Genomic DNA, 16629 nt, shown 5'->3' with positions numbered 1-16629 from the left:
ACATTTAAGACCTTATTTATCTGTTAATCAGCAAGTGCTAAAACCATGCTTTCTTACCTACTTGATACGTTTGATAAAATTCTTCATCTGATTTTGTAAGGTAAATGATACCTTCTATAAGTCCTATAACTCCTGGAATCCAAACAAATAACATACCTACAGCAAAACATGAAGTTATGATACCTACCAGTGTGATAGCAGCTAGTATGATACCTTCATTAGTGTAACCTAAAATAAATTTATGAACACCAAATGCACCAGCAACGATTGCTAATATTCCAGCAAGCATTTTCTTGTTCTCCTGATTGTTCATTGTTTGGTTAAAACCTTGTTGAAAGTCCTTTGCACTTTCTTTTGCTCCTTGAGATGCTTGATTAAAAGTTTCCTTTGCAGACTCTGCTGCGTTATCAAAACTGTTTTTTGAACTATCGTATCCCTCTGTACTCATGTTTGTTATTTTTGATTAGTTTTTTGTAAATGTATGTTATTTTTCAAATAGATGCTCATTGATCGGTTCCCAAAGTTCTACTTTACGGCCATCACAGTCTATAATCCAGCCAAATTTACCGTAATCAAACTCTTGAATGTCTCCTGCTATTTCAACATCGTTTTCTCTCAGTTCGTTTATTAATCCATGTAGATCATGTACTCTGTAATTGATCATGAATTCTTGTTCTCCTGGCTCAAAGTAATTACTATCTTTCTTAAAAGGACTCCATTGCTGGCTCGCTTTTTTATCTAGCGTCACACTATCTGCTTGCCAGAAGGTGCAGCCATAATCATCTACCGGTAGGCCTAAGTGCTTTTCATACCACGCCTTAGTCACTGCGGTATCTTTACATTTAAAAAATATACCGCCTATTCCTGTTACTTTTTTCATGCCGTCTTGTGATTTGCAATTATTTTATCTGCTATAACTTCTGCTAGTTTATACTTAGATTCTACGGTCCATCCAGCTACATGAGGACTTAAAAGAACATTTTCCATTTCTAGCAGTTCTTTAAATGCTTGAGGTATTTCACTGTCGCGAAAAAGAGATTCAAAAGAACCCTTCTCATACTCTAACACATCTAACCCTGCAGCTAGAATTTTACTTGTTTTTAATCCAGCTACTAGATCTTCCGTAACCACAGATTTACCTCTAGCGGTATTAATTAAATAAAAAGGCTTTTTGAAAGCAGCAATAAAAGCTGCGTCTATCATCTTTACAGTTAGCGGTGTTTGAGGTGTATGTAAACTTAACACGTCAGACTGTTCTTGTAGTTCTTTGAGAGAAACCTGCTTGCAATTCTTATCTCCTACATTTTGCTTAATGTCATAGCAAATTACCTTACAGTCAAAGCCAGAGAGCTTTTTTGCAAATGCTTTTCCCATATTACCATAACCTATAAGACCTACCGTTTTACCATCTAACTCTACACCGCGATTTTCTTCTCTATGCCATAAACCAGAGCGTACTTCTTTATCTCCTTTGTTTAAGTGATTAAATAAAGAGAGTAGCATACCTAGAGCGTGTTCTCCTACGGCATTTCTATTTCCCTCTGGTGCGTTATAACAAGCGATGTTATTAGCAGCTGTGTAATCTAGATCTATGTTTTCTAGTCCAGCACCTACACGACCTATGCATTTTAAATGAGTTGCTGCACTTAAAAATTCACGATCTATAGGAAAGCGACTGCGTACTACAATGCCATCATAGGTATCGATAACTTTCATGATTTCTTCCTTTGAAGAAGTAAAGTCAAAGTAATTTTCAAAACCAGCCTCTTCTAGCTTTTTTGCTAGAATATCATGGTTGCTATCTAGGTGGAGTATTTTCATAAAGAGTCATTAATTAAGATGGAGAGAGATAAAATTAGATTTGGCATCAATTGCGCAATAACAGTTCATCAAACTTCCACCATGTTCAGTTCAGTTTCAAAATCATATTGAAGATCTTCATGCAAGGTAGAGATACGAGTTCTTATCAATATAATTTGTCTTGCCATTAAATCTCTCATAGTTTTACTGCGCATCACCTGTGGATGTGTCTCGCGCATTAAACGACAGAAATGAATAAGCACAGCCACCTCTGTCTCTTTACTTCCAGAGTAGCGCACATATTTTTTTGCCTCACGCAGTATTTTGCGCACTCCTTTTTGTAAACGATAATTATTAGAAGTGTTAAGTGCTAGAAACATAGTATCCATTAAGGTCTTTACATTTACTACATAATCATCTTCATCATTAGACTCAAAAAGCAAGTAGGTAAGTAGTTCTTTGTTTTCTTTTTTAAATCTAGAAAGGCGCAAGATTATCTTCATCAAGTCCTCTTCAGACCTGAATTTAAGTTCTTCCTTTAGTTCTTTTACGGTTGCCGTTTTCATAAAGTGAAGATAAGTAATGGATGCTACTTTTTACTTAATCTTATGCTAGAAATACTTTGTGATCTTTTTGATCTCGCTTTCGCGAAAGCGGAATAAAAATCTATAATCTAGATACCTATTATAGCCTTTGCAATCATGAAATAGATGAGGATCCCAAATATATCGTTACTGGTGGTAATAAATGGGCCAGTTGCTAGCGCTGGGTCTATCCCTCTTTTATGCAATGCAAGCGGTACAAATGTACCTACGAGTCCAGCAACTATGATCACAACAAAAAGTGATGTAGAGATCGCGATAGATGTGAATATCTCGCCTTTGGTAGCAAATGTATAAGCAAATAAAAGTATAGCGAGTATGACACCGTTTAACATCGCGAGAAGTATTTCTTTAATTAATCGATTTCCTATACTTCCTTTGAGGTCGTCGTTTGCAATACCTTGTACTATAATAGCGCTAGATTGGACACCTACGTTACCAGCCATAGCGGCTATAAGTGGTGTAAAGAAAAAGAGTACGGCGTGTTTTTCAAATATTTCTTCAAAACCGCCCATAATAGCTGCAGCACCTATACCACCTAGAAGTCCTAGAACGAGCCATGGTAGTCGTGCTTTAGTCAGTTCCCAGATGCTATCGTTAGCCTCTACGTCTTGTGATATACCACTGGCTAGTTGGTAATCTTTTTCTGCCTCTTCTGTAATAAAATCTACAATGTCATCTATGGTAATGCGACCTACTAGTCGGTCTAACTCATCAACTACAGGTATGGCTTCTAGGTCATACTTACGCATGATACGAGATACTTCTTCACCTGGTGTGTTTACGGTTACAAAATCTACTTTGGGAATATAAACGTCTTTTATAGGTGTGTCTTCCTTACTAGTTAGTAGATCTTTTAAGGAGAGTCTTCCTTTCAGTTTATTATTGTTATCTACTACATAGATAGAGTGTACACGTGTTACATTTTCTGCTTGTGCACGCATCTCGCTCACGCAACCGGTAACGCTCCAGTTCTCGTTAACTCTCACGAGTTCTTTGGCCATAAGTCCACCGGCACTGTTTTCTTCATAGCGCAATAGATCTACTATGTCCTCAGCATGTTGCTCATCTACGAGCTCATTGATTACAGATTGTGCTACGTCTTCAGATAATTCATTAAGAATATCTGCCGCATCATCGGTATCCATTTCTTCTAGCTCTCCAGCTATTTCTTTAGGAGATAATGCGTTAAGAATGCGGTCTCTTTGTGCCTCGTCTAGCTCCATGAGAGCTTCAGACGTTTTTTCAGAATCTAGTAACTTTACTATAAAGACGGCATCTTCTAGATTAAGTTCGTCTATAATCTCTGCAATGTCTGCAAAGTGTAGTTCTTCTAGAATATGTTCTAGCTTTTTAGTATCACTGACTTCAATAAGTGATTTTACTTCTTCAAGAAAGTCTTTGGTGATATTAAATTGCATGATTCTTACTTAAGCTAGCAAAGATAATTTTTTGAATAGGAGTAGGTGTGGTTTTTTACAAATTTGTAGGAATTATGACTCTAGTGCCTCAATTTCTTGAACTAATTCTACAAACATGGCGACACTTATTTGTTCTGGACGTAGATTAAAGAGTTCTTTTTCTCGCATCTCGTCAGGTAAATTCATTGTTTTTAATGAATTTCTTAAAGTCTTGCGACGTTGTTGAAAAGCTAGTTTTACTACCTGGCGCAATTTTGCATAAGAACAAGGCAGTTGATCATAATCTTCTTTACGTGTTAAAAGCAATACACCACTGTCCACTCTAGGTGGCGGATTAAAAACCTCTGGACCAACAGTGAAAATATACTCTGCATGATAGTAGGCCTGTGCAAGAACAGATAGAATACCATAGGTTTTTGAACCGTGTGGTGCGCAAATGCGCTGTGCTACCTCTTTTTGAAACATACCACCGAATTCTGGAATCTGGTCTCTGTTCTCTATAGTCTTAAATACAATTTGTGTACTAATGTTGTAAGGGAAGTTACCTATAATGGCAAATGAGCGATCTCCATAAATATCTGACAGATCTTTCTTAAGGAAATCTGCTTCTATTACGGCAAATGTTTTATCGTTTACCAGGCCAGCATGTTCTATCGGGAAACTGGTGGTTAAATATTCTACAGACTCGCTGTCTAGTTCTAGTGCAGTTACTTTAATATCTTTTCTCAAAACATGTTTAGTAAGGACACCTGTTCCTGGACCTATTTCTAGAACTTGATCATAGCCTTTATAAGTTAAACAGTCGGCAATGCGCACAGCAACAGTGTCATCCTTAAGGAAGTGCTGTCCTAAGTGTTTCTTTGCAGTAACACCTTTGTCTTGCGATGTGTATTTAGGTTTATATTTTGCCAATTTTCTTCTGTTTGAATATGTTTTTAATGGAAATCAATGATTATATCTAACCTCTACGCACGTTATATTCGTCGATTAATTCTAGCTCTGTTCTAAAGGAGAGAACCTGTTCTCCAAATTTACTGATGCCTTCTTTTCTCAATTCTGCAGCATGATTTTCATAGTAATCCAATAATGCTTCTTTACTGTTTGCCTTATACTGGATAGAAAAAGTACTGTGTCCGTCTTTATCCTCTACAAGAACTCTTGTAAATCTAGCGTCCATAAAAAGTCCTGTTCCTAGTACTTTGGCAATATGTTCTCTAATCCATGGTACCCATTCTGGTTCTAATGAAGAATGCATGTTACAAGTGACATTATATATGATCATAAATCTGTTGATTTTATACTTAAAAAGCTTTGTCGTTTTCATCACCACGCAACCTGCGATAGCGCCTGCGAGCATCTACAAAGTGAATACTGTCTGCGTGTGAAAATATTATTTTTTCAAAAAGCTCCTTGGCTTTTAATGGGTTTTCTAGGTGTTCTTGATACAATAGGCCTAGTCTGTAAATAGCGTCATCTGCAAGAATACCATCGCTGTAATTATCAATAATAAGCTGGTAATTATCTCTAGCTTTTTCAAATTTGCCATCTATTTCATAAAGCTGTGCTTGTTTTAATAAGGCTTCATCTTCGATAGGGTCTCCTTTGTGATCTAACAGTAATTGATCGTAAAGAGTTATGGCCTCAGATCTTTTATTCTGGTATTGTTTTAATTCCGCTTTCGCGAAAGCTTTTAACGCAACAAACGTCGTGTCTTCTACAGAGTGGTCTGCAATAGTCAGGCTTAACTCCATGGCATCATTTGCGATTAACTTACTGGCAGCGCTGCGCAATACTTTTAATTGAGTCAGACTCCAAGGGAAATCACCCTGATAATAGCTGGTACGTGCTACTTTAAATTGAGATTCTTGAGCACGCAGGTCGTTAGGTAAGTCGTTTTGTACCTGACTGTAAAATATAAGTGCTCTGTTAAATTGCTCCTGTAGAACGAGTATGTCGGCAAGAAGTATTTTTACATCTGCTTTTTGAAATTTACTTAAATTAGTTTTTTCTAGAGCTATCAATAAATCGCTAGCCGTTTGAGGTTCGTTAGTTTTAAAAGCTAGAAAATCTGCATAGTCCAGTTGCAGTCTAAAAGTTTCTTTGTCCCTACCATAAGTAGTAAGTAGATTTTCATAATCTAATTTAATAGATTCAAACTCTTGAGCAGTAGCTGCGTTTGCACGCAATTTAATTTTTAAACTTTGTGCGATGTATTTAGTACTTAAAGATTGTGTTTCTTCAATCATGTAATCAAGAATGTCCTTTGCAGCTTCTAGATCATTTTCATCTATAGCAGTTATTACAAGGTCTCTAAGGTTATCCATATTAGATTCCTCACGTTTATAGATCGCTTTTTCTTGTATAAATGCTTTTTTAAAATCCTTTTGTTGCACAAATAACCAAGATAGCAATTGATTGTAAATAGGGTCTGGATTTTCACGCAAGCGCAATAAAAGTACCTTTCTTAATAATTTATTTCCCTCATTATCTGCATCGTCAGTGACGTATTGTGCAAATATAGCTTGTGCTCGAGAGCGGTAAACAGCATTTTGCTCTATCAAGGTCACGTTAGTGTCGAACATCTTTTCCAGATCTCCTTGCTCACCGTATAATTTAGCTAGTTGATAATTGTAGTTAAGTTTATCGTTGAGAGCCATTCCTTTTTCATAGGACAGTATAGCTTCTTCTAGCTCATTACGCTTTTCAAATCTATAGGCTATTTGATAGGTAAGTTGTGGTAAGGAATCTATAACATTAATCGCTTTTTGATAATAGTTAGTTGCGATACTGTCTTTACCTTGTAGCGTTGCGTTATAACCACTCTCAATGTAAAATTGCTCTTTGCGAGGGGTGCTTTTTTGTGCAATATCGATAATAGAATCTACACTAGAATAACGTTCTAACTGTTGATATACTTCAATAAGCGCAAACACCGCTCTGGGATTGCGCTTATTTTTATCGTATATTTTTTGATAGATTTTTAATGCCTTATTGTACTCACCTTGATCCATGTAATTTTCAGCAAGTTTAGAATCTTGAGCAAAACTAAAGGTGCAAAAAAGTGCCGTAAAAACTACAAAAAGGTAACGCATAAGGTTTTAAAGTTAATCTATAGTATCAAAACCACAATAAGGAATCAATACTTTAGGAATTTTAATACCACTCTCTACTTGAAAGTTTTCTAGAATACTAGCAAGAATACGTGGTAATGCTAGTGAGCTACCATTCAAAGTATGTGCCAGTTCTGTTCCTTTTTCTCCACTTCTATAACGCAATTTTAAACGATTTGCCTGAAAAGCTTTAAAGTTAGAAACACTACTTACTTCTAGCCATTTCTCTTGTGCCGTACTGTACACTTCAAAATCATAAGTTAGAGTAGAGGTAAAACCTAGGTCACCACCACAAAGGCGTAAAATACGGTAAGGTAATTCTAGTTCTTCTAGAATTTCCTGTACATGTGATACCATGTTATCTAGTGCTGCATCACTATTTTCTGGATGCTCGATACGTAAAATCTCTACTTTATCAAACTGGTGTAAACGATTAAGACCTCTTACATCGCTACCATAACTACCAGCCTCACGACGGAAACATGGTGTGTAACCAGTCATTTTAATAGGGAAATCTTTATTATCTAAAATACTGTCTCTATAAATGTTAGTTATAGGTACTTCTCCAGTTGGGATTAAATAAAGGTCGTCCACACCTACGTGGTACATCTGTCCTTCTTTATCTGGTAACTGTCCAGTTCCATAACCACTAGCTTCATTTACAAGATGCGGTACTTGCATTTCTTCATATCCAGCAGCGGTGTTTTTATCTAGAAAGTAATTGATTAACGCACGTTGTAAACGAGCACCTTTCTTCTTATAAACAGGGAATCCAGCACCAGTAATTTTATTACCTAGTTCAAAGTCTATGATATCATAATCTTTTACCAGTTCCCAGTGTGGTTTTGCACCGTCATGTAAAGTAGGTATTTCTCCATGTTGAGATATTACCTCGTTATCTTCATCACTGTTCCCAGCTGGAACGCTGTCTTGTGGTATGTTAGGAATCGTGTATAAAATGTTTTGTAACTCTTCTACGGCAGCGTTTAATTGCTCACCTATTTCTTTTGAAGATTCTTTTAAACCAGAAGTTTGTGACTTTAGTTCATTTGCTTCAGCACCTTTTCCAGATTTAAATAAATCTCCTATTTCTTTAGATAGTTTATTGCTTTTTGCAAGAATTTCATCTAGTTGACCTTGTAGGTTACGTCGATTTTCATCTACAGCAATAGCGCTCTCTAATAAAGGAAGTGCATCGATGTTTCTCTTTTGCAATGCGATTGCAAACGCGTCTTTGTTTTCACGTATTTCTGCTATTTGTAGCATGTGATCTGATTTAAAGTATGATGGTAAAATTAGGGATAATCGTTAACATAACGATAGGAACAGCTGCTTAGTTTTTAAGCGTGGGAATTTCTTCATAAAGTGAAGAAGGCATAATCCAAGAATGGTGTTTAAAGTGGCTCCATTCTTCTTGTGTAAGATCTACCGTGGGATCAGTAAGTTGTTTTCTAGGTCTTCCATTTATAGAAACCTTTATGTCAGCATAGACCTCTATTTCTTTACCTTCTTCGGCATAGATTTCTTCTAGCTTTTGTGCAAATTGCCAGATGAAGTCAGGTTTAGACTGTACAGAGCGTTGTTGTTTTTTACTCAAATACTGGTTTAAATGTACAGGCATTTTTTTACCAGTTTCTTTATCTACTACATAGAAAATGCCATATCCAGACCTGCTGCGCAACATCATGCGCCAGCTTAATCTATGTCCTTCTTCTGTCCATAATACATCGTCTTCTATAACCCAGTGTCTTAAGGGTAGTAAAAACATGGTGATTAAAAACGTGATGGTACAAAATAGAATAACAGGTTTTGTTTTAGGTACAATAACCTCTGCTGCTGCATAATAGGCTTTTTTCCAAATCAATCTTTTGTGTAATACCTCGGTGGAGAAAAAGAACAGTAAAAAGGATAGTGCGAGATAAGGGAAAATACCTATTTGAAATACGATACTATTAAATATATGGAAGAAGATAGAAGCGATAATGGCTATCCATCTTGTTTTTTTCCATAATAGGAATGGTACAATCAACAAATCAAAAAATAAACCAAAATATAATATCGCCTGATGTGACCAGTCGTGTTGTAAAATATCAAACGACTTACCTCTTGTGCTCATCAAGTATTTTGCAAAACTACCGTCTAACCAGTCTGGGTAGAACTTTGCGATACTTGCATAGGCATAAACGATCCATATAAAAGCGATAATAAATGCATAAATCCATCGGGACATATGCTCTTTTCTATAGCTAGCGTCTAGCCTCGCATCTATGGATGCCGATCGGTTTGCAGGTAAAAAGATCATGATAAAGTTAAGCAACATAAGTAGGTAACAATGGTTGTTATAACTACTCTTTTGCAATAAATAAACATAAGCCCAGCTTATAGCATAAAATATTATCGCCATGCGGTATTTGTAGCCTACCATAACTAGTATACCAGCGATTCCCATAATCGAGTACAGTACATACATCCAGTTACCAGGCAATGGTTCTAGAAATTCAAAACCTATAAAAGTAAATGTGAAATCTGGCTCTATAAATAATCTTCTCACGGCACCTAAGGCAATGGAACCAAATGCTTCGCAGGCTATAAGTAATCCAAAAATCATCCTGAAAAGGACTAGAGCAGTATTATCTACCTGTGTAAAAAGCCATTTATCCCACTTGCTGTACATAGGCTCTTGTTTTATGCTCGTCTAGTTGCATAGCTTTTACTAGATCTTCGAGATGATTAAATTTTTCTTCTTGTCTCAATCTTTTATGAAAGAATAATTCTAAATTCTTACCATAAAGATCTTCATTAAAGTCTAGGTAATAGGTCTCTATAGTTTGAATAGCTTCGTTAGAGACGGTAGGATTTACACCTATATTAGTCATTCCATACACACGTGTGTCGTTGATAATAGAACTCGTGATGTAGACACCTGGCGCAGGAATAAGTTTATAAGATTCTTTAATCATTAAATTTGCAGTAGGATAGCCTATAGTTCGGCCCACTTGTTTTCCAGTAACTACAGTGCCGTGTATACTGAAATTGCAGTTTAAATATTTATTGGTTATTTCTATTGCCCCTTTTTCTAAGGCATGTCTAACCTTGGTACTGCTTACAGCAACTTCTTCTACTTCTTTTTTTGAAATTTCTATAACCTCAAAGTCATATTCTTTAGAATATTCTATTAGTTGTTCAATACTAGCAGATCTATTGATTCCAAAACGGTGGTCATAACCTATAACTATTACCTTGGCTTTCAGTTTATCTACTAGAATGTCCTTAACATAATCTATCGCAGTTGTTCTAGAAAATTCTTTAGAAAAGGGGTGTATGACGATATTCTCGATACCTTGATTTGCAACTAGATCGACACGCTCTGCAATAGAATTGATTAATTTCAGATCATGATCTGGCTGTAATACCATTCTAGGGTGTGGGAAAAAGGTTAGAAGAAGGCTCGTTAGATTGTCTTCATCAGCTTTCTTAACTACACGTTGCAAGATTTTCTGATGTCCTTGATGCACGCCATCAAAGGTTCCTATAGTTACCACTGCGCCTTTTACAGCTTTATATTTATCAATATTATCGTAGGTATTCAATTCAGAGTTTTCTTTTGAGAACTTGCAAATTAAAATAATCTGCGCATATTTTTATGTTTTTAAGAGCCTTTTAATGAGTGTGATGGTGGTTGCTGTTTCGCTTTCGCGAAAGCGAGATCTATATACACCCATTATTAAATGTCCAGCTACTTGCCATTGTATTGATTCATGGTGTTAGCTAGTCCTGCGTGAGTGAAGGATAGCGCCATGTCTGCAGTAGTGCTGAGGCGTTCTGGAAGGTCTTTTTGTTCTTCTTTATTCCATTCTCCAAGTACATAATCTACCTGTCTGCCGCTGGAAAAAGTATTGGAAATACCGAAACGTAAACGTGGATATTTAGGTGTGTTAAGTGTGATTTGAGTGTCTTTTAAACCATTGTGGCCGCCATCGGTTCCTTTTGCCTTCATGCGTAGCGTACCGAATGGTAGGTTCAAGTCATCGGTGATAACAAGTATATTCTCTATATCGATACCTTCTTGTTTCATGTAGTATTTAATCGCTTTACCGCTTAAATTCATGAAAGTATTAGGTTTAAGCAGGATAACGCTTTTACCCTTGTGTTTAATAGATGCAACGTCGCCTAGTTTTAGGGTTTCAAAACTAGCCTCTTTTAATGAGGCGATCTCGTCTAGTACTTTAAAGCCTATATTGTGTCTGGTCTCTGTGTATTTTGCGCCTGGATTACCCAAGCCTATGATCAAGAATTTCTTCATGGGGTCTTCTTCCTTTAAGATAATAGTGGTTTGAGGTTCACTATTCCATATGTTTTTTAACCATTTAAACATGCTGTGAAAATAAAAAAGCTGCAAGAAATAAATCTTGCAGCTTGTAAAAGTATGGAAAAGCGATTAATCTTGTTTAACCGCAGCTTCGTCACTTGTTTCAGTAGAAGGAACATCTCCTTCTTCATCTTCATCCTCATCTGCAACAGCAGTACGAGACGTTTTGATCATACAAACTACTACAGAGTCTTGGTGCATGATTTCATATTCATCTACTCTTAAGTCACGTACGTACTTCTTAGCACCAATTTTCATTGGAGAGATGTCGATTGTGATATAATCTGGTAAGTTAGCTGGTAAAGCTTTTACTTTTAATTTACGGTTGTTACGACGTAAAACACCACCATTAAGTACACCTCTTGCAGAACCTTCAAGAATAACAGGTACTTCCATAGTTACAGCTTTATCATCAAATATTTGATAAAAATCTGCGTGTAAAAGTAATTCTTTTACTGGGTGCCATTGCATATCTTGAGCGATTGCGTTGAACTGTCCGTCTTTTCCTAAATCGATAACTACAGTGTGTGCATCTGGAGTGTAGATAAGTTTTTTGAACGCTTTTTCTTCTGCTGAGAAATGTATTGCTTCGTCTCCTCCGTAAATTACGCAAGGTACCAATCCAGCATTACGTAGGGCTTTAGTTGCCTTTTTGCCCACGCTTTCTCTTTTAGATCCTAAGATCGTGATTGATTTCATGTTATATATATTTAGTTAATGAAATTACATTATAAAGTTGTCACTGATAGATTCATTGTTTTGCACGCTTTGCATAACGCCTGCAAATAATTCGGCGCAAGATAACACTCTTATCTTATTACTTTGCTGCTTTAAAGGAATCGAGTCTGTAACGATTAATTCTAATAATTGTGAGTCTTCTATGCGTTCATATGCTTTGCCAGATAGAATAGCGTGTGTACAAATTGCTCTTACACTTTTTGCGCCTCTTTCCATCATCACATCTGCCGCTTTAGTAAGTGTGCCTGCTGTATCTACCATGTCATCTACTAAGACTACGTTTTTACCAGTTACATCACCTATAAGCTCCATGTGAGATATCACATTTGCTTTCTGACGTTGTTTGTAGCATACTACTACATCACTTTCTAATACTTTAGCATATGCATAAGCACGTTTTGATCCACCCATGTCTGGAGATGCTATAGTAAGGTCGCTTAAATTAAGACTCTTTAAATAAGGTATGAATAAAGAACTTGCAAAAAGATGATCTACAGGCTTTTCAAAGAAGCCTTGTATCTGGTCTGCATGTAGGTCCATCGTTATAATACGAGTTGCTCCAGCAGATTCTAGAATTTTTGCGATCATCTTTGCACCTATTGGTACACGAGGCTTGTCTTTGCGATCTTGTCTAGCCCAACCGAAATATGGTATTACTGCTGTGATGTGTCTCGCGCTTGCGCGTTTTGCAGCATCCATCATTAATAGCATTTCCATTAAATGGTCACTACTAGGTTGTGTAGACCCTATAATAAAGACACGGCGGCCTCTTATAGATTCTTCAAAAGAAGGTTGGAATTCTCCATCACTAAATGTAGAAAAATTTACCTTACCTAAAGTTGCGCCGTACTTGTCTGCTATAGCAATAGCAAGGTCCATACTTTGGCGACAGCCGAATAACTTAGCGTTGTTTAAAGGGTAGTTCATATTAAAATCCTTTAGGTCTTGATTTTAAGGCTGCAAATGTACTTATAATTTTAGAGAAGGCTCTCTAAATAAGAGTCAAATTGTATTTAAAAATAATTTTAATGTATTACTTTTGCCGCTCCAATTGATTAATGCCTCAGTGGTGGAATTGGTAGACACGTTGGATTCAAAATCCAATGCTTCACGGCGTGCCGGTTCGATTCCGGCCTGAGGTACAAAAGGGGTATTCTTTATAATAAGGATGCTCCTTTTTTTATTTAAAAGCAGATTTTTAAATATTAACATTTACATAACATCACATCTGTTGATTAGGTCTAAACTTCTGAAAGTCTTACGGTTTCTAGCAGTTTTTCTTACCGTTGAAATGGCTATTCCTATACGTTTACTAGAATATTTAATTATAGATTAACATTAGTTGTGCTATTTTAGCTCAAGAAATTATATATTTACCTCCTTTAATCTGAAAATTCAAATAAATCAAATAAGTCAAATGAAACGATCACTTTCAATTTTATTCACGGCAGCCATGACATTAGGTGTTACTGGTGTTGCTTCAGCATCTGCATTAATTCAAGAAGCTCCAGAGGTAATTAAGACAGAGTCTTTCCACCAAGTTTTAAAGAAAAACTTTATTGATGGAGGACCTGGATTCATGGCCATCGTATTAGTATGTCTTATATTAGGACTTGCAGTTGCTATAGAAAGAATTATTTATTTAAATCTTTCTACAACAAATTCTAAGAAACTTGCTGCTGATGTAGAGCAAGCTCTAAAAAGTGGTGGTATAGAAGCTGCTAAAGATGTGTGTCGTAACACAAAAGGACCTGTAGCATCTATCTACTATCAAGGACTTGATAGAGCAGATGAGAGCATTGAAGCTGCTGAAAAAGCTGTCGTAGCTTATGGTGGTGTTCAAATGGGTCAATTAGAAAAGAATGTATCTTGGGTATCTTTATTTATCGCTCTTGCACCTATGTTAGGTTTCATGGGTACGGTAATAGGTATGATTGGATCATTTAACAGTATTGAAGAAGCAGGTACTATGGAGCCTTCTCTTGTAGCTGGTGGTATTAAAGTAGCACTTCTTACAACGGTATTTGGTCTTATCGTAGCGATTATCCTTCAAATCTTTTATAATTATATCGTTTCTAAAATCGATAGTATTGTAAACGATATGGAAGACGCTTCTATTACTCTTATCGATATTCTTGTAGACTATAAGAACGGTAAGTAATTAACCATTACAAAAACAAATCATGGTTTTACATAAAGTATTAAAATACCTAGTTCTTCTTTTGAGCCTTATAGCGATGGGATTCTTTTTCTATACGCTAGCTTTAGGTGATGAAGCAATTGAACTAAATACGGAAGGCAGCCAGGCTGTTACCGTATCGCCATTAATCTATTTGGCTTATATTTCGTTAGCTCTTATCGCTGTTATAGTGATAATCTTTGTTTTCAAAGGACTTTTTTCTAGTGCTGAGGTTTTAAAGAAATCTTTGATTTCTGTTGGACTTCTTGCAGTTGTTGCATTGGTGTCTTATTTCGTTCTTGCAGATGATAGCGTTTTAGATGCGTCTGGCAAGGTTATTGAGTTAGAAGATGGAGAGCTGTTAACTGCTGGAACTTCTAAATGGATAGGTGCTTCTTTATATATGTTCTACATATTAGGAGTAGTTGCTGTTGGAACAATAGTATGGGCAGGAGTAAGTAAACTTATAAAAAAATAAATTATGGCTAGAAGATCTGCACCAGAAGTAAACGCGGGATCGATGGCAGACATCGCATTCCTACTATTGATCTTCTTCCTGGTTACTACCACGATTGAAGTGGATAGTGGTATCGCAAGTAAATTGCCACCACCTCTTCCTGATGAGGTTCAGCCGCCATTAATTAAGGAGAAGAATATTTTCCAAGTAATTGTGAACGCTGAGAATCGTCTACTTGTAGAAGATGCTGACATGGATATCAAGGATTTGACTGCAGCTGCTGTTAAGTTTTTAGATAACGGTGGAGGTACAGAAGCAAGAAATGCTTGTACGTACTGTAGAGGTGCTAAGGATCCAGAATCTTCTGATAATCCTAAGAAAGCAATTATTTCTTTAGTTAATGATAGACAAGCATCTTATAAGATGTATCTAGCGGTGACTAATGAGCTGGTAAGAGCTTATGCTACTCTTAGAGATAGAGAAGGGCAGCGTCTTTATAATGAGACTTATGGTTCTATGACAAAAAGATTGTCGGATTGGCCTGCAACAGAAGTTGAGTCTCCAGAATATGAAGAGCTAAAGGGTAAAATTGATAAAGTGAGAGAATTGTTTCCTAGAAACCTTTCTGAAGCTGAACCTCAAAACAGAGAATAATTATGTCTAAGTTTAAGAAAAAAAAGAGTGGTGAATTGCCAGCTGTTTCTACAGCATCTCTTCCAGATATTGTTTTCATGTTACTATTCTTCTTTATGGTTGCGACTGTAATGAGAGATGATGAACTACAAATTGAAAACAAATTACCACAAGCTAATCAAGTTGAAAAGCTAGCGGAAAAGAAGAAGGTAGTTACTATTTACATAGGTAAGCCTAGTCCTAACTTCCAAAAGACTTATGGTCTTACTGAAGTTGTTCAATTAGGAGATAAAATTGCCCCAGTCAGTGATGTTCAAACCTTCGTTAATACTAAGAGAAATCTTATGGACGAAGATGATAAGGATGCGATGACTGTTTCTTTAAAAGTAGATCAGAATTCACAGGTTGGTATTCTAACTGATGTTAAACAAGAATTAAGAGATGCATATGCTCTTAAAATTAGTTATACTTCAGTAGAAGGTGATCCTTTAAAAAACTTAAAGAATTAATAATAAGTTCTTTAATTTAATATTAATAGCCGTTCTTTTTTAGAGCGGCTATTTTTTTGCTTTAACTTTACGGCCTTATCTTTTCATTATGAGATTATTTTTGCTTGTTTTATTGTTTTTAACCGCTTTTACAGTTGTAAAAGCTCAAGATGTTAAACGTTCTGAAAATGCTATTCCTACGGTAGTTGATTCGCTTTATAGAGAAGATCAATTTTATGTAGCTTTATCTTTTAACCTTATTAATAACGAGCCTGATTCTTTTTCTCAAAATGGATTTTCTGGTGGTTTAAGTCTCGGTTTTATTAGAGATATGCCGGTAAATAAACGTCGTAATATGGCTATAGGTGTTGGTCTTGGTTTTTCTACAAATTCCTATAACTCTAATTTGTTCATAGGAGAAGATGCCTCAGGAGCAACAGTTTTTAGTATTGTTGAAGATGAGGACAGTGTAGATAGAAATCGTTTTTACACGAATTTAATAGAGGTGCCTATACAATTTAGATGGCGTACTTCTACAGCTACCAATACTACATTTTGGCGTATATATAGCGGTGTGAAATTATCTTACATGTTCACTCATAGAGCAAGCTTTAAAGATGACGTTTCTTCGGTTAAGAAAACTTCTATTCCAGAGTTGAATAGATTTAGATATGCTGCGACATTGACCTTAGGTCATGGTAGTTTTAACGCATTTGTTCAATACGATCTAAATACTTTATTTGACGATAACGCAGTAATAGGGACAGAGCGTGTTAATCTACAGCCGATAAAATTCGGAATAGAATTCTACTTATTATAGCTTTAGTATTCT

At 36.2% G+C, this 16629-nt stretch carries 19 protein-coding genes and 1 tRNA gene; 6 read left to right on the top strand and 14 right to left on the bottom strand.

What is annotated here, in order from left to right:
- Nucleotides 1-37 precede the first annotated feature (37 nt).
- The 14 genes from ACJJVN_RS10855 to ACJJVN_RS10790 all read right to left on the bottom strand — a co-directional run bounded on the left by ACJJVN_RS10855 (nucleotide 38) and on the right by ACJJVN_RS10790 (nucleotide 12967).
- Nucleotides 38-448, bottom strand: coding sequence for a TM2 domain-containing protein (locus tag ACJJVN_RS10855; RefSeq protein WP_405370477.1), 411 nt, complete (start codon nucleotides 446-448; stop codon nucleotides 38-40).
- Nucleotides 449-484: 36 nt separating this feature from the next.
- Nucleotides 485-880, bottom strand: a complete 396-nt coding sequence (locus tag ACJJVN_RS10850) for a VOC family protein (protein ID WP_405378088.1) — start codon at nucleotides 878-880, stop codon at nucleotides 485-487.
- The gene (locus tag ACJJVN_RS10845) at nucleotides 877-1821 is read right to left on the bottom strand and encodes a 2-hydroxyacid dehydrogenase (protein ID WP_405378087.1); all 945 of its coding nucleotides are present in this window, start codon (nucleotides 1819-1821) and stop codon (nucleotides 877-879) included. Before ACJJVN_RS10845 ends, ACJJVN_RS10850 begins: the two co-directional genes overlap by 4 nt.
- 68 nt (nucleotides 1822-1889) lie before the next feature.
- The gene (locus tag ACJJVN_RS10840) at nucleotides 1890-2366 is read right to left on the bottom strand and encodes a hypothetical protein (RefSeq protein ID WP_405370482.1); all 477 of its coding nucleotides are present in this window, start codon (nucleotides 2364-2366) and stop codon (nucleotides 1890-1892) included.
- Between the two features lie 107 nt (nucleotides 2367-2473).
- The gene (gene mgtE, locus ACJJVN_RS10835) at nucleotides 2474-3823 is read right to left on the bottom strand and encodes a magnesium transporter (protein ID WP_104513914.1); all 1350 of its coding nucleotides are present in this window, start codon (nucleotides 3821-3823) and stop codon (nucleotides 2474-2476) included.
- Between the two features lie 72 nt (nucleotides 3824-3895).
- Nucleotides 3896-4735: a 16S rRNA (adenine(1518)-N(6)/adenine(1519)-N(6))-dimethyltransferase RsmA gene (gene rsmA, locus ACJJVN_RS10830; RefSeq protein WP_104513913.1), complete on the bottom strand. Its 840-nt coding sequence runs from the start codon at nucleotides 4733-4735 to the stop codon at nucleotides 3896-3898.
- A 46-nt stretch (nucleotides 4736-4781) separates the two neighbouring features.
- Entirely contained in the window at nucleotides 4782-5105 is a 324-nt protein-coding gene (locus ACJJVN_RS10825; protein ID WP_104513912.1) for a DUF4286 family protein, read from the bottom strand.
- Nucleotides 5106-5124: 19 nt separating this feature from the next.
- Nucleotides 5125-6915 carry a tetratricopeptide repeat protein gene (locus ACJJVN_RS10820; RefSeq protein WP_405378086.1) on the bottom strand — a complete coding sequence of 597 codons (1791 nt, stop codon included), beginning with the start codon at nucleotides 6913-6915 and terminating at the stop codon, nucleotides 5125-5127.
- Between the two features lie 12 nt (nucleotides 6916-6927).
- The gene (gene serS, locus ACJJVN_RS10815) at nucleotides 6928-8199 is read right to left on the bottom strand and encodes a serine--tRNA ligase (protein WP_104513911.1); all 1272 of its coding nucleotides are present in this window, start codon (nucleotides 8197-8199) and stop codon (nucleotides 6928-6930) included.
- A 67-nt stretch (nucleotides 8200-8266) separates the two neighbouring features.
- Entirely contained in the window at nucleotides 8267-9607 is a 1341-nt protein-coding gene (locus tag ACJJVN_RS10810; protein WP_405378085.1) for an HTTM domain-containing protein, read from the bottom strand.
- Entirely contained in the window at nucleotides 9588-10523 is a 936-nt protein-coding gene (locus ACJJVN_RS10805; protein WP_405378084.1) for a bifunctional riboflavin kinase/FAD synthetase, read from the bottom strand. Before ACJJVN_RS10805 ends, ACJJVN_RS10810 begins: the two co-directional genes overlap by 20 nt.
- 146 nt (nucleotides 10524-10669) lie before the next feature.
- A complete protein-coding gene (pth, locus tag ACJJVN_RS10800) occupies nucleotides 10670-11308 on the bottom strand; it encodes an aminoacyl-tRNA hydrolase (protein ID WP_405378083.1) in 639 nt (212 codons plus the stop codon).
- 63 nt (nucleotides 11309-11371) lie between these two features.
- A complete protein-coding gene (locus ACJJVN_RS10795; protein ID WP_405370493.1) occupies nucleotides 11372-12001 on the bottom strand; it encodes a 50S ribosomal protein L25/general stress protein Ctc in 630 nt (209 codons plus the stop codon).
- A gap of 24 nt (nucleotides 12002-12025) precedes the next feature.
- Nucleotides 12026-12967, bottom strand: coding sequence for a ribose-phosphate pyrophosphokinase (locus ACJJVN_RS10790; protein WP_104513906.1), 942 nt, complete (start codon nucleotides 12965-12967; stop codon nucleotides 12026-12028).
- Nucleotides 12968-13100: 133 nt separating this feature from the next.
- On the opposite strand from ACJJVN_RS10790, the gene ACJJVN_RS10785 reads away from it, so the two are divergent.
- The 6 genes from ACJJVN_RS10785 to ACJJVN_RS10760 all read left to right on the top strand — a co-directional run bounded on the left by ACJJVN_RS10785 (nucleotide 13101) and on the right by ACJJVN_RS10760 (nucleotide 16617).
- Nucleotides 13101-13182, top strand: a tRNA-Leu gene (locus ACJJVN_RS10785).
- A gap of 275 nt (nucleotides 13183-13457) precedes the next feature.
- A complete protein-coding gene (locus tag ACJJVN_RS10780) occupies nucleotides 13458-14201 on the top strand; it encodes a MotA/TolQ/ExbB proton channel family protein (protein ID WP_104513905.1) in 744 nt (247 codons plus the stop codon).
- A gap of 22 nt (nucleotides 14202-14223) precedes the next feature.
- Entirely contained in the window at nucleotides 14224-14697 is a 474-nt protein-coding gene (locus tag ACJJVN_RS10775) for a hypothetical protein (RefSeq protein ID WP_146080351.1), read from the top strand.
- Between the two features lie 3 nt (nucleotides 14698-14700).
- The gene (locus tag ACJJVN_RS10770; RefSeq protein ID WP_405378082.1) at nucleotides 14701-15330 is read left to right on the top strand and encodes an ExbD/TolR family protein; all 630 of its coding nucleotides are present in this window, start codon (nucleotides 14701-14703) and stop codon (nucleotides 15328-15330) included.
- A 2-nt stretch (nucleotides 15331-15332) separates the two neighbouring features.
- Entirely contained in the window at nucleotides 15333-15818 is a 486-nt protein-coding gene (locus ACJJVN_RS10765) for a biopolymer transporter ExbD (RefSeq protein WP_104513902.1), read from the top strand.
- A gap of 88 nt (nucleotides 15819-15906) precedes the next feature.
- The gene (locus tag ACJJVN_RS10760) at nucleotides 15907-16617 is read left to right on the top strand and encodes a porin family protein (RefSeq protein ID WP_405378081.1); all 711 of its coding nucleotides are present in this window, start codon (nucleotides 15907-15909) and stop codon (nucleotides 16615-16617) included.
- The last annotated feature ends 12 nt before the right edge of the window (nucleotides 16618-16629 follow it).

The organism is Nonlabens sp. Asnod3-A02, from assembly GCF_045063755.1.
GTDB lineage: Bacteria > Bacteroidota > Bacteroidia > Flavobacteriales > Flavobacteriaceae > Nonlabens > Nonlabens xylanidelens.
This window is presented reverse-complemented; position numbering and strand designations above follow the sequence as displayed.

Excerpts from the sequence above, each read along its gene's own strand:
- ACJJVN_RS10855 (WP_405370477.1), bottom strand. The coding sequence starts at position 448 with ATGAGTACAGAGGGATACGATAGTTCAAAAAACAGTTTTGATAACGCA.
- ACJJVN_RS10850 (WP_405378088.1), bottom strand. The coding sequence starts at position 880 with ATGAAAAAAGTAACAGGAATAGGCGGTATATTTTTTAAATGTAAAGAT.
- ACJJVN_RS10845 (WP_405378087.1), bottom strand. The coding sequence starts at position 1,821 with ATGAAAATACTCCACCTAGATAGCAACCATGATATTCTAGCAAAAAAG.
- ACJJVN_RS10840 (WP_405370482.1), bottom strand. The coding sequence starts at position 2,366 with ATGAAAACGGCAACCGTAAAAGAACTAAAGGAAGAACTTAAATTCAGG.
- mgtE (WP_104513914.1), bottom strand. The coding sequence starts at position 3,823 with ATGCAATTTAATATCACCAAAGACTTTCTTGAAGAAGTAAAATCACTT.
- ACJJVN_RS10825 (WP_104513912.1), bottom strand. The coding sequence starts at position 5,105 with ATGATCATATATAATGTCACTTGTAACATGCATTCTTCATTAGAACCA.
- ACJJVN_RS10820 (WP_405378086.1), bottom strand. The coding sequence starts at position 6,915 with ATGCGTTACCTTTTTGTAGTTTTTACGGCACTTTTTTGCACCTTTAGT.
- serS (WP_104513911.1), bottom strand. The coding sequence starts at position 8,199 with ATGCTACAAATAGCAGAAATACGTGAAAACAAAGACGCGTTTGCAATC.
- ACJJVN_RS10810 (WP_405378085.1), bottom strand. The coding sequence starts at position 9,607 with ATGTACAGCAAGTGGGATAAATGGCTTTTTACACAGGTAGATAATACT.
- pth (WP_405378083.1), bottom strand. The coding sequence starts at position 11,308 with ATGTTTAAATGGTTAAAAAACATATGGAATAGTGAACCTCAAACCACT.
- ACJJVN_RS10795 (WP_405370493.1), bottom strand. The coding sequence starts at position 12,001 with ATGAAATCAATCACGATCTTAGGATCTAAAAGAGAAAGCGTGGGCAAA.
- ACJJVN_RS10790 (WP_104513906.1), bottom strand. The coding sequence starts at position 12,967 with ATGAACTACCCTTTAAACAACGCTAAGTTATTCGGCTGTCGCCAAAGT.
- ACJJVN_RS10780 (WP_104513905.1), top strand. The coding sequence starts at position 13,458 with ATGAAACGATCACTTTCAATTTTATTCACGGCAGCCATGACATTAGGT.
- ACJJVN_RS10775 (WP_146080351.1), top strand. The coding sequence starts at position 14,224 with ATGGTTTTACATAAAGTATTAAAATACCTAGTTCTTCTTTTGAGCCTT.
- ACJJVN_RS10770 (WP_405378082.1), top strand. The coding sequence starts at position 14,701 with ATGGCTAGAAGATCTGCACCAGAAGTAAACGCGGGATCGATGGCAGAC.
- ACJJVN_RS10765 (WP_104513902.1), top strand. The coding sequence starts at position 15,333 with ATGTCTAAGTTTAAGAAAAAAAAGAGTGGTGAATTGCCAGCTGTTTCT.
- ACJJVN_RS10760 (WP_405378081.1), top strand. The coding sequence starts at position 15,907 with ATGAGATTATTTTTGCTTGTTTTATTGTTTTTAACCGCTTTTACAGTT.